Below are 12,721 nucleotides of genomic sequence, written 5' to 3' on the forward strand. Positions count from 1 at the left end.
GCTTCGAGGGCAGTTGCAAAGCCGGGGTCTCAGTAAGCCATCCATCCCGTTACGGAAGCAGGGGCCGGAGTCGCCAGTTTGTAAACGACGCCCGTGCTGCCAAATGGAGTAAGTGTGGTGGAGCCCAGGACATAGACTTCGCCGGCGCTGTCTTGCGCCATGCCCTTGATCCAGATTCCAATATCACGACGCGTTGAGCTGAATTGCAGCTCTTTGATCTCGTTTCCGGTGTCGAGATAGAAGAGCCGACCGGTGGGAGTGCTGAAGGTCCCGAAGTCGCCGAAGATGTACTTTCCATCGAGATCCGGCACATCTGTTCCGCGGTAGACGTAGCCGCCGATAATTGAAATTCCCTCGTCGTGGTCGTACTCGGCGATGGGGTCAATCAGGCCTGCAGGAAGCGGTTCGGCGGGCACATCCGTCACGAAGCCGGCCGTGGATGCATCGGCGGGATCGAAATAGAAGGAGCCCTCTTTCAGTCTCCAGCCGTAGTTGCCGCCGGCGGTCACCAGATCGATCTCCTCCACCTGATTCTGTCCGACGTCTGCGACGTACAAGTCTCCGTTCGCCGTATCGAAGCTGAAGCGGAAGGGATTCCGGAAGCCATAGGCGTAGATTCCATCCAGCATTCCGGCCTGCCCAACGAACGGATTGTCTCCGGGAATTCCATACTGCCCATTCGCCGAGTCGCTCCCGGCAACATCGATGCGAACAATCGTGCCCAGGATGGTGCTTGGGTCGCTGCCGTTGCCGCCTTCGCCGTGGCCGGTGGTGAGAATGCCGCCCGGCGAGCTGCCTCCATCCTGATCGTCCGCTCCCCCGCCGTCGCCGAATGCAATGTAGAGCATCCCATCCGGGCCAAAAGCGATCTCTCCGCCGTTGTGATTGAACTCTGATTGGTCGACACGAAGGATCTCGCGGCGTGTGCCTTCGTCGATCACGTTGGCATCGCCCGCGGAGACCTGCCACTCAGCGATAACGGATTGATGATTCGCAGAATCCCCACCGGGGATGGTGCTGAAATCCGCAGATCCGGCGACCGGTTCGGAGGTGTACGTATAGACCAATCCGTTCGATGAGAAGTTCGGATGAAAGGCCATCCCGAGAAGGCCCCGCTCGTCGTAGCCGATATTGACCCCATTCACGATCCCAAGGTCGATCAGTCGATTGCTGACATCCAGGAATGGCGTGGCGGCGGGGGTTCCGTTCTGAATCAACGTTACCGTGCCTCCCTGATCGTACACAAAGACACGATTGGTTCCATCGCCTGGATCCAGCATTCCAAGTGGAGAGGCAAGTCCTGTCGCCACAGGTTCAAGGTCGATCGCGACGGAGCCCATTGGGATTGCCTCGGGAATCGGATCGGCTATCGGCGAGCCGTTACCGAAGATCTCGAAGTCCCCGCGCATGGCGGCCGCGTGAATTTCGCAACGGTAGCCCGGCGACTGACTGGCCGTGCCTTCCATTGCAGTGACAAGCGCAGACGTGACGGTGAATTCGGCCACGCCGGCTCCATTGTAGGTCCAGTTGATTGCTGCATCCGACTGCAGCGTTCCGCCGCCGGACATGGACAGAATCACAGTATCGCCTGCCGCCGTATCGCCCATTGCCAGGACCTCAAAAGGGTGCGGCATGTAGTTGACGACCGTGACCTCATAGCGCTTTCCGACGATCAGGTTGATCGTCGGGTCGTTGGCCGGCAGGGTACCGCTGAAGACCTGCTCGGATGACACACTGGTCAACACGTAGTCCGTGAAGCCATTGTCATTGAAAGTCCATTGATAATCGGATGCAGCCGACGCGCTGGATGCGAGACCCAGGCATAATGCGAACATACCCAATCCAATTCGGTGGTGATGCATGGAGGTTCCTCCGGAATGCGTGATTTCGCAGGCATGGCGAAAACCGGTTCTTCGCTTTCAGCCTGACACACGCATTCTAAAGAAGAAGGTCCAGCGGCGATGTGTCGTTTGACACGGGGCAGCACTCAGTCCAGAGCGCGTTGCCGGTAGAAGGTGAATGTATCTCCACGGATCGGCATGTCGACGGTGGGCTCGAACGGCGAGAGATCGAACTCATCGATGCGGCCAAGGTAATCCTGGCGAATGATCAGCAGGATCGGTCGCTCCTGCGGCATCACTTTCTCCATGTAAGCGACGAACTCATCATCCTCGCGGCGGTCGAAGTAAGTGATCAGGAACTCCTCGTAGACATTGAAGTAGGGCTTATCATCGCCGAACACGATTACGCGCAGGTCGGGTTGTTCTTTGAGGAATTCGGCGACGCGGTGGTCGGCGTCCTTAATTTCGTCATCCTGCAGCGTCGGCGGAATGATCCATCCAAACAGCGCCAGGTAGCCCGCAAACACGATTCCAACGAGCGTCCCGTACGCCGCAACGATCCGGCGGCGCAGGAGCAGGCGAACCATGAATGCTCCCGCCCCCAGCGCGAGCAGCGTACCGACAACCTGAACGGCGATGTGCAAGTGCAGGGCTTCGCTGCCATACTCGGCCTGCGTCTCGGCGAGTTTCTCAGCCGCCTCGCTGCCGGCTGAGATGAAACGGGATGCGAGCGAGAAGATTTGTTCGTGCCAGATCACCGCCAAGCCAACAAGAATCGGCGGAATGATGGATAGAATGCCCGGCAGCAGGTAGTACTTGCTGTTCGGCATCGCGTCGCCGTGCTTCTCCTCGTAGCGTTTGCTGAGAAAGTCGACAAAGAACGCGGTGAAGATCGCCGCTCCTCCGAATCCTGGAAGGAGGTACTGCGGGCGCTTCGGCGGATAGAGCGAGAAGAAGAAGAACGTGAACAGCGCCCATGCGATCAGGAATCGGCAGGCTGCATGGAAGTCGCCGAACGGACGCCCGCCGTCCGTCTTGCGGCGACGGAACCAGTACACTCCGCCGGCAATCAGAAATAGGGTCGCCGGGAAGATGTTGTGCCAGGTCGATTCGAGGTAATACCAGATCGGTTCGACGTGGCGATCGGGACGAATCACTCGGCCGAGATTCTGCTCGACGATCATGTCCTGGCTGGAGGCGGAGTCGCCCAAGAGCACAATCGGCAGAATCCAGACTGCATTTACCAGGATCATCGCCGCGAAGCCGCTCCAACTCCACAGTTCGCGAGCGCGGGCTTTGAATTCGCGCTGCCACAGCAGGAACACTGCAACGCCACCGATTCCCGCAACGAGGGCGGCGGGCCCCTTTATGGCGAATCCAAGCCCAAGGAATGTCCAGTACCAGAACTTCGCCCAGCCACCGGCTTTGTGGAAGTAGATTCGGACGAAGCACAACATGGCGGCATAGACAAACATGCACATCATGATGTCCAGTCGACCCCATCGGCCGATCCAGACGAATCGCCCCATGACCATCAGCGTCAGCGCCGCGAGGATCGCAACATCGCGCCGCTTGAACAGCGACCACGCGATTCCATAAGTAAGGAGCGCACACATGATTGCGGAAAGCGATCCCGGCACACGTAGCGCAAATGCCGAGACCCCACCGAAGATTTCGTAGGACAGGCCCACCGTCCAGAAGTAGAGCGGCGGCTTGTCACTGTAACGCTCGCCATTGAAGTGTAGCAGAAACAGGTCTCTCCCCGGCTCGAGTTCCTTGGCGATCTGGCCGTAGCGCAGTTCGTCGGTACCCTGGAAACCCGTCCAGGGCGATCCGATGAAGAAGAGGATCAAACCGGCGACGGCGAGGAGGAGGAGGGACTTGAAATGCTGGTTCATGGGCTGAGCGTCCTACCTGGCAGATGGAGAGGTGCGGATCAGAGCAAGTCCGGTTCCGCTTTCCGGCCGAACCATGCGCAAGGCCCTGGAACGGCGTAAAGGCGATTCGGGCCATCTTCAGTTGCCGCCGATTCAGTGGTCGTGTTTGCCTCGAATCCAGTTTGGGCCCTCGGGCCCCATGGGGATCGGTATGCGGATTCTAATCGACGCGCGATATCTGGATGGAACGTTCTCCGGCATTGCGACCTATAGTCGCCTGCTGGTGGAGCATCTGGCGCGTGTGGACGAGGAAAACGAATACCAGGTGGTCGTGCGGCCCGGATTCCGGGAGAGTATGACGCTGGGCGAGAACTTCGAACTGCTCTCCTACCGAGCCCGGCCGGTCAGCACTGCCAGCTACTTCCGCTACCAGGACTTGCTAAGCGACATGCAGCCGGACGTGGTCCACGCGCTATACCCAATTGCGCCCGTCTTCTACAACGGCGCGCTGATCGTTACGATCCACGATGTGCAGCCGCTGATCGACCCGCACTTCTCCAGCCGCCGGCCGCGCTACATCCAGTGGGCGTACAATATGTTCTACCGCTGGGCTTATCCGAATACGCTGTCGAAGGCGAAGTGGATCATCTGCGATAGCTACAGCACGCGGGACGATGTGGCGCGACTGTTCCCCGGGGCCGTGTCGAAGCTGATCGTCATCCATCCCGGGCTCGATAAGTCGAAGCAGGAGCCACCGTCGGAAGGCCAGATCGAGGCGATCCGCGGCAAGTTCCACCTGAAGGAACGCTACCTCCTCTATTACGGTTCGACGCGTCCGAACAAGAACATTCCGGCGATGCTAAAGGCGTTCGCGCGGCTGAAACGACAGGAGGATGGTCAGTTTGCAGACCTGCAGTTTGCACTGATTCTGAAACGCGATCGCTTCTTCCGCGATATCGAGCGCACGGTGCGCCAAAAGGGGATCAAGGACGACGTGATTGTCCTCGACCAAGTGGAGCAGTCAGAACAGCGCGCGCTCCTGGCCGGATCGCAGGCCCTGGCCTTCGCGACGAAGTTCGAGGGGTTCGGCTTCCCCATTCTGGAAGCGATGGCCGCCGGCGTTCCGGTGCTGGCGGGCCGGAGCGGCTCCTTGCCCGAAGTCGCAGGAGAGGCGGCGCTGCTGGTCGATCCGGACGATCTGGACGACATCGCCGACGGCATGGCGCGGCTGCTGACGGATCAGGGACTCCGGGCGGATCTGGTTTCCGCCGGGCACGAGCGAATTACGGGGTTCGACTGGATGGACACGGCCGAGCGAATTCGTGATATTTACAACTTGTTAATCTGACGGGCCGCCGCCAGAAATCAGCCGAAATCAACTCTCAAGGTTTCCTCGCACGGCGCGTACAAGGTGTTGAGGACAATCGGTTCATGCAGACGCCGGACAGCCAAGTTCCCGAGTCCAGCCCGCTGCGACGGGCGATCTTCCCGTTTGCGGGGCTGTGGAAGCTGTGTTGGCTACGGCTGATTCGGGCGTGGCGGTGGCGGGCAGCGCTGCTGGTGTCGCTGATTGGCGCCTACATAATGGATTCCGGGATGTCGTTTGGACCCGGCGCCGCAGTGGCATTTCCCGGTGGTGAGATTGGCATCCGAGCGTTCTCCATCTTCTTCACGACCGCGGCTCTGGTTCTGGGCGTCGACCTGGTCGGCCAACTCGATCGGCACTTCGCACGGAGAGCTTTCGACGCGCGACCGCTGCCGGGCCTATCGGTTCAAGCGGCGCGGTGTCTGGCCGTCGCGGCTGCTCTGCTAATTCCCGCCGCCGTCGTCACCATCTTCCCGTTCGCCTCTCCCTTCAACGATCATGGGAAGCTGCTGGTGGAACCCTCTTTGGTCCTATTTGCCTGCGTCTTGGCGCCCTTGATCCTTGCTGGTGCATCTGCAGGCGTGTTCATGCGGTCATTCCTGCCAAACGATGGGGCGGCGCTGATTACGGGCGGAATCCTGCTGGTTCCAGTCGTCTGGCACCGGCTTATGCTGTCACACCCGGAGGAAATCCTCACGACAGCGTCTCGAAGTCTCGGGCTGCTCGTCCCGTCTTCGCTGCTGATCCAAGATGCCGTAGTTTGCCTCCTCGCCGCAGGGTTGTTCCTGGGTCTGGCAGTTCTGACGGTCCGCCGGGTTCGCCCAGCAACGCCGTTGCGTCGCCTCGATCCACCAAAGGGCTCGTTCCTACCATCGGCGCGGCGTGCGTTAGGCTTCGTTGGACGCTGTTTCAGGGCGCCACTGCCGAGCCTCGCGGGTGCGTTCGTGCTCATTCTGGCGGGTCTGTTGGCCGTTGCGACTTATGCGACCATGCGGCCGGTTCCGGAGTTCGATCCGGATTGGACGCTCCTGACGCAGCCTTCTGCAGCCACCCGCGGGCAGCTCCTGCCGCCCCGAATCATGCGCCGGGATATTGATATTCCCGACAACCCGGCCGAGCCGTACAGCGTCAGCCTGACCTTGAACGCCCTGCACGATCAGCCCCAGGTCCTCGCGGCTGTCACGTTCGGGCCAACGGTGGATCTTGTCGGCATCGACCGCGATGGCGGCGAGGTACAAGTCGTTCCGACGGCAACGTCGCCGAAGATGTACGCGTACGCGCTTCGTTTCGATCCCCCACTGTCTCCGGATTCGGGCACGGAAGTCACATTCCAGCTGAAGCCCAAGCCTTCTGCACTTCGCCTCTGGGAGCGCACGCGCCATCCGGTGTTCGCCTCGTTCCAGTCCCTCCCCTACTGGTATGGCGAAGGTGCCGCCATCGATTATGCGTTCGAGAATTTCAACATCACCGAGCAAGGAACGCCGTTCGAGATCGCGCTGCCGGATGTGGAACCGCGGCGATGGTTCGCTGGCGCAGCAGTCACCTTCCGGCAAAACGGCCGACAGACGGTCGAGTCGCGTGCGGCAGATGTGCCGCGTGGGTTGTTCGCCGCGGAACTGGTAACCGTCCGCGCGGCTGAGGGGTCGCTGGATGTTCAATTCGTGGTCTTCCCCGAACACAAGGAACTGGCCGAGGGCCTGGAAGTAGCCTATGCGAGACGATTCGATCGCCTGCGGCGGGCATTTGGACAACCCCCGGCACCGCTGGTCTATTACGAAGTCCCCCAGGCGAATCCGCGCGATCCGATGGCGATCAGCTCCGCCGAGTTGGATCGGCTGAATGAAGTGCTGGAGGACTACAGCGACTACGAGAATCCCACGGCGGGGCAGTTCGACGAGGCGTTCGCACGGCTGCATTTCGGCGCCGTGACTCGGATGTTCGCTGGCAGCTTCGCCGGATTCGAGCACCCGGAGTTGCTCCGGGATGCGTGGATTGAGTACCTCGACGGCCTGGCGTTCAACCGCGGCCAGACACGACTGATGACGCGGATGGGTCGCGATTTCATCTTCGTACCGTGGGACTGGCAGCACAGAGAAGGGCGATTCCCCTTCGATCTGACGCCGCAGCAGGAACCGGGTTTCCGCGGGCCGATGTTGAAGTCGGATCGCCCACCGAATCTGGTCCCTGTCCCGCAGGAGCGGCGACTGGCCTTCCATCACATGCTGCGTGGCGTCCTTGGCGACGATGAGTACGCGCAGTTCCTTCGGACGCTGATCGATCAGAATCGCGCGAAGATCCTGACGCTGGCGGCAGTAAAGCAGACCGCCGAGGCGACGGCCGGGAAGGACTTAGGCTGGTTCTTCGACCAGTGGCTGCGAGACGGCGTCGTGCCGCAGTATGATCTGAGCAAAGCGCAGGTGATCCTGGCTGAGAATCCGGAGACTCGGGAGCTGGAATACACGACGCGGGTGGTCTTGAAGAACGAAGGCGATGGCCGTATGCCGGTGCCGGTTGTCCTGAGTACCGAGTCGGACGAGATTCGGCGCGAATTCGACGTTACGGCCGGCGAGGAGGTTTCCATCACCTTCGTGACGCGGGATCGGCCAATTTCCGTGTCGGCAGACCCGGACGGGTGGATTGTTCAGATGCCGGAATTCGACGAGTTGGCCAAACGTCCTGTCCATCCACAGGTCTTATTGAAGACGGTGAAGGAACTTTAAGCGCGGCCGTCGTGTCGAAATGGTTGAGCACGGCACGGAGTTTGTGGACGCTGGGGCCGTAGCGCACGGGATAAGACTAAGGATAAACAGGTATGCGCAGACTCTCTCTGGTTTTTTGTACAGCACTGACTTTACTCTTCTTAGTTCCGATTCTGGCGCAAGATGAGGCGACGCCGGAGCCGACCCCGGCCCCGAAGGGCAATGACGCCGTCGAGTTCCTGAAGCAGATCGAGGCCAAGAATAAGGATATCGAGACGCTGTGGGGGAAGTTCCATCAGCTTCGGGTCAACCCGATGTTCATGGAAGAGGTGGAGAGCAACGGCGAATTCTGGTACACCAAGCCGAATCACTTCCGGGCGGACTACTTCGAGCCATCCGAGATTCGCTTCTACATGTTCAAAGACGCGATTCTGAGCTACACGCCCAGCCTGCAGCAGGTCGAGAAGTACCCGGTCGAGAATGAAGATTCCGCCCCGATCAACCAGTTGCTGGTAGGATTCGGCGTAGAGACAGAGCGTATTCTGGATGTCTTCAATGTCCGGATGGCCGAAAAGCAGCCGGAGGACGAGAATCTCGTCAGCATCGCCTTTGTCTCGCGCGATGTGGAGCGGACAATGGGTTACCAGCGCATCACAGTAACGTTCGATCGGAAGAAGCTGGAGCCGAAGGAGATCTTCCTCGAGGAAGAGCAGGACACGGTCACGGTGACCCTCCAAGAGGTGAAGTTCAACGCGAAGATCCCGCCGGAGACTTATGAGCCGGACTGGGGTGACGACGTGGAAGTGATCACGTATTGAGAGATTTCGCTGGCACCAGTCCGCTAAACCCGCGACAAAGGCCTCGGAGAACGTGATGACTCTCTCGAAAACCGAGGATTTTTCCCGATGAAACGGCACTCGCTCCGTACCCTGCTGACGATGGCAATCCTGACCGTACTGGCCGCAGCAATGATGACCGGGTGTACCCGGATTCCGCGCCAGCGCACACTGCCCCCGTCGATTCGCTCGGTGTCCGTGCCGATGTTCATCAATCGCTCTGCAGAGCCGCAGATCGAAGAGGACGCCACGGTCTACACCCAGGAAGAATTTCTCGCGGACGGGCGCCTGGACCTGGTTCGCCCGGAGAAGGCGGATGCAATCATCGACGTGACCATCGATGATTTCGTCGAGGAGAGCCCCTACCTGGATTCGGACGATTTGCCCGAGTCAACGCAGTACACAATTACGGCAACGGTCGAAGTGAAGCGCAATGTCCCGGGAATGCCTGTCATCGGCGGTGCGCGTCAGGTTATTGCATACGGGGGCTTCAATAGCGACAAACGCCGCGTAAGCTACGAGCCGGAGCCGGTCGGGAAAGAACGCGTGCTGCGTGATTTTGCTCGCCTGATCGTTCGCGAAGTCATCACCGGCGAGTATTCCGCCGAAGAGTACCTGGTTCCGTCGCCGTTGAGCCCGTGAGGTCGAGCGACTCGCGACTTTCCTTCGAATTCCCACGCAAGTGAGGTAGGCCCGTGCCGGAAATCGACCTATCGATCCTCCACAAGCGCGACCTGCCCAATCTGCCGCCCCGTTCGCTGGCCATTCGCCAGTTTCTTCGTCGCAATCTTCTGATCATCCTGTCTGCCATCATCTTCGTGTCAGTCGCGGTGATGGTATTCAGCCAGATGGACCGCGTGTACTACGGACAGGCAAAGGAACAACTGGTCGCCGATGAGATTCGTCTCAACCGCCTGCTGGGCGACGGTTCCCGGGATCAACTCTCAGAACTGACGAAGTCATTCCTTCTAACCTACACAGCGCAACCCCACCCCAATCCCCGCATCGAGGAGCAGCGCCTGGAGTTGCTCCATCGCATCGAAGATCAGATGGTGGTGCTCCTGGAAAACAACCCGATGGCCTATCGGGTCGTTGTGAAGGACCGAAATGGGGAAGTCGTTGCGGAGACTTCAGACTACGATCGGATCGAGAAGCAGAACAACTGGAGCAACTCACTCTTCACGCGCCAGTGGTTGAAGCGTTTGGTGAGCGATTCGCGCTCCGGAAACCAAAACGTCGGGACGACGGAGTTGTACTACACATCGCCGCTTGGCGTGCCGGAAATCGAATCCCTGACGCGTGAGTGGCGTTTCCGCATCGCAGCGGTCGGCGTCGGGCTGGCCTGCTTCTATGCGGCACTGCTGTGGGGACTTCTACTGCCGGTGCGGCGCGTGATCAAGGCGCTCGACAAGGGAGCGGAAGTCGGTGCTCCAGTGATTCCGCGGCCCCGGACGCTGCTGGAGAGATATTATAACAATCTGGCGCGGGATGCGACGTTGTCGCTCTTCTCGACGGGACTTCGCGAGTTTGTGTCGCGCGAGGGCTTGCTGGATCACCAGCCCTTGCTGCGGCTCGCTCCCCCGCTGATCGATCGACTGTTCCACCTGGATTGCGTGGAGATCTGGACCTACCGCCACTCACCGGATGAGGATCGTTGGGTGTCTGAGGGATATTACTCTGTCGCCGATGATGCGAAACCAGACTCCGGCTTTCAGATGATGCTGGCACACGCCCTTGCTTCGGAACCGCCGGACGAACATCCGGATGCGTGGTCCGCGTGCGTGCGGGAGTTCTTCGACGATAACGACGCTGCTCAATCGTGGTTTGTTGAGCACTTGGAGACGAGTGACTCGACGGTGACGCTCTTCGTAGCGCATGCATCCGGCGGGCGGCGCATCATCGCGGGCTGGTGGCAGGAACTCTATCAGAACATCGCCCAGGAAATCCGTTTCGCGATGCGGACGATTTCCGAGCAGCGCCGGATGATTCTGCAGGAGAAGAGCAAAGCGAACATTTCGCTCTCGCGCAACCTCGGGCACGATCTCACAAACATCATTGCGACAAGCAAGCTCGAGTTGATGACCGTGAAGCGATTCCTGGAAATGCCCCCGCAGGAGATTCGCGACGCCCCTGTGAAGCAGCAGATCTTTGGCGAATCGCTGCAAGCGCTGCTGAACAACACGCGCTTCCTTCAAGAGATCGTGAATCTCTATCGTTCTTTCACGTATCTGTCCCGGCCAAAATTCGAAAAGGTCAGCCTGAGCGAGCTCGTACACGACGTCAGCGAGCTGTTTTCGCTGTCGATTTCGCCGAGCATCGATTTGCACCTGGAGTTGGACGAAAACTTGCAACCGCTGGAAGTGGAACCGCGGCTGCTGCGGCTTGCACTCTTCAATATCCTGAGTAATGCGGCCGATTCGATCAAGCGATCGACGGCAGCAGAGAAACCGCGCGGGGAAATCTGGCTGCGCACTCGACGGGGAGAGCGTCAACAGACGCAGGAAGTTCTGGTGGAAGATAACGGCGACGGCATTCGTGGCCATGATGGGCATCTGCTGAAGCCGGAAGAGATCGATGAGATCTTCCGATTGGGCTTCACCACGAAGGAGAAGAACTCAGGCGAGGGCCTCGGGTTGAATTGGGTACAGCAGATCGTGCGCGATTTCCACCAGGGCCAGATCATGCCACGCAATCGCTCTGCGGGCGGAGCGTCCTTCAGCATTATCCTTCCGCTGGAACCTGCGGAAGGTGCCGAAAGTAACGGCAGCCGCGAATCGAACGAGACCAACGCGCAATCCGGAGGCTGAGCATGCCGGTAAAAGTACTGATCGTGGATGACAACGCGATGTATCGCAACGCATTCAAACGCAACATGATGTTGCAGAACTACGACGTTGTCGAAGCGGAAAACGCAGAGCAGGCGATCGGCGTCTACCAGGAATCTCGGCCGGATGTGGTCGTTACGGATCTGAGTATGGGTTCGCCGACAGAGGGCCTTGACTTGATTCGATCGATCAAACAGGTGGAGCCGCTGGTACCTATCGTGATGATCAGCGCAGTCGGTACGTTTGAAGAGGGTGCAGAAGCCTCGCGACTTGGCGCTCATTCCGTGATCAGCAAGGCCCGCATTGATGAGGAGATTGAAAGCCTCTATCGAACCATCGAAGAGGCCAGCCAAGTCGGTGAACTCAACCGAAACGTTCGCGATGAAGTGCAGCAGCTCTCCGGCGGACCAGAGGGCGAGGTCTCGCAGGATCGAATCGATCGCTTGCGGCAGATCATTGGCAATCCGAAGCTCCACGCCAGCGTCCGTGGCGAGGCGTACGACGCTTTGCTTCAAGCAACCGAGACGGAAGTTCGCCTGTCCATGGAGAAAGAAGTCGAGGAGGCCGATCGCGCAGAACTGGAAGAAGCAGAGCAGCGACTCGAGGAATTGATCCCCGGGTTCCAATCGTTTTCGGCGGATTCGCGAAAGGAGCTTTGCACGGCGGAGTACTTCTTCCATCGCCAGGGCGGAGACCACGTGCAGGGACAGGCGGACTTCTCTCGCAATATCGGTTTTTCGTTCTGCTTTGCGGTGGAAAACGAAGCAAAGAGCCGTCTGCGCAAGCGTTTACACAAGTTCCTGTCAAATAGCGACTCGGTTCGGCTGATCCGCAAGTTGATCGACAAGAAGACAGGCCAGCTCGACCTATTCTACCATCAACATCTCGCGCGGCTGCAGCAGCAAGTGGCGTTTGATTTCACGATCGACAACGTCCGCCAGGTCTTCCAGCGGATCCTCGAGCACGAGTCGCGCTACAAGCCCGACGGCCTGAAGGCACTTGGGATCATGGTGTTGTGCTTTGGACGAGAGTACTCGATCAAGACGTTGCGCGAGACGATCAAGATCAACAATCCGATGAATCTGCGCGGGTTCGAGTCGGAGAACGAGATCATTCGGTTTGCGCACTTGCTGGTCTCGCTCCAGCACTATCGCAATCCGTACATCCATCCCGAGATCAGCGAGATGGAGAAGATTTCGAAGATTCGCGAAACTGCCATCCAATGCTTGCGCGAAATCTCCCGGTTAGGGTGAAGTACATCGGATTCGACGAATCCC

Annotated in this window: 8 protein-coding genes; 6 read left to right on the plus strand and 2 right to left on the minus strand. The window is 59.2% G+C overall.

What is annotated here, in order from left to right; translation table 11 throughout:
• Window positions 1-29 precede the first annotated feature (29 nt).
• Window positions 30-1,862, minus strand: coding sequence for a PQQ-dependent sugar dehydrogenase (locus KQI84_01730; protein ID MCB2153579.1), 1,833 nt, complete (start codon window positions 1,860-1,862; stop codon window positions 30-32).
• 125 nt (window positions 1,863-1,987) lie between these two features.
• Entirely contained in the window at window positions 1,988-3,739 is a 1,752-nt protein-coding gene (locus KQI84_01735; GenBank protein ID MCB2153580.1) for a glycosyltransferase family 39 protein, read from the minus strand.
• 190 nt (window positions 3,740-3,929) lie between these two features.
• On the opposite strand from KQI84_01735, the gene KQI84_01740 reads away from it, so the two are divergent.
• The 6 genes from KQI84_01740 to KQI84_01765 all read left to right on the plus strand — a co-directional run bounded on the left by KQI84_01740 (window position 3,930) and on the right by KQI84_01765 (window position 12,697).
• Window positions 3,930-5,066, plus strand: a complete 1,137-nt coding sequence (locus KQI84_01740; protein MCB2153581.1) for a glycosyltransferase family 4 protein — start codon at window positions 3,930-3,932, stop codon at window positions 5,064-5,066.
• A gap of 83 nt (window positions 5,067-5,149) precedes the next feature.
• A complete protein-coding gene (locus KQI84_01745; GenBank protein MCB2153582.1) occupies window positions 5,150-7,804 on the plus strand; it encodes a hypothetical protein in 2,655 nt (884 codons plus the stop codon).
• Between the two features lie 92 nt (window positions 7,805-7,896).
• Window positions 7,897-8,601 carry an outer membrane lipoprotein carrier protein LolA gene (locus KQI84_01750; GenBank protein ID MCB2153583.1) on the plus strand — a complete coding sequence of 235 codons (705 nt, stop codon included), beginning with the start codon at window positions 7,897-7,899 and terminating at the stop codon, window positions 8,599-8,601.
• Window positions 8,602-8,688: 87 nt separating this feature from the next.
• On the plus strand, window positions 8,689-9,261 hold the full coding sequence (locus tag KQI84_01755; protein ID MCB2153584.1) for a hypothetical protein: 573 nt from the start codon (window positions 8,689-8,691) through the stop codon (window positions 9,259-9,261).
• A gap of 53 nt (window positions 9,262-9,314) precedes the next feature.
• Window positions 9,315-11,426 carry a hypothetical protein gene (locus KQI84_01760; protein ID MCB2153585.1) on the plus strand — a complete coding sequence of 704 codons (2,112 nt, stop codon included), beginning with the start codon at window positions 9,315-9,317 and terminating at the stop codon, window positions 11,424-11,426.
• 2 nt (window positions 11,427-11,428) lie between these two features.
• Window positions 11,429-12,697, plus strand: a complete 1,269-nt coding sequence (locus KQI84_01765) for a response regulator (GenBank protein MCB2153586.1) — start codon at window positions 11,429-11,431, stop codon at window positions 12,695-12,697.
• The last annotated feature ends 24 nt before the right edge of the window (window positions 12,698-12,721 follow it).

Source organism: bacterium, from assembly GCA_020444065.1.
In the GTDB taxonomy this organism is placed as follows: Bacteria; Sumerlaeota; Sumerlaeia; order SLMS01; family JAHLLQ01; genus JAHLLQ01.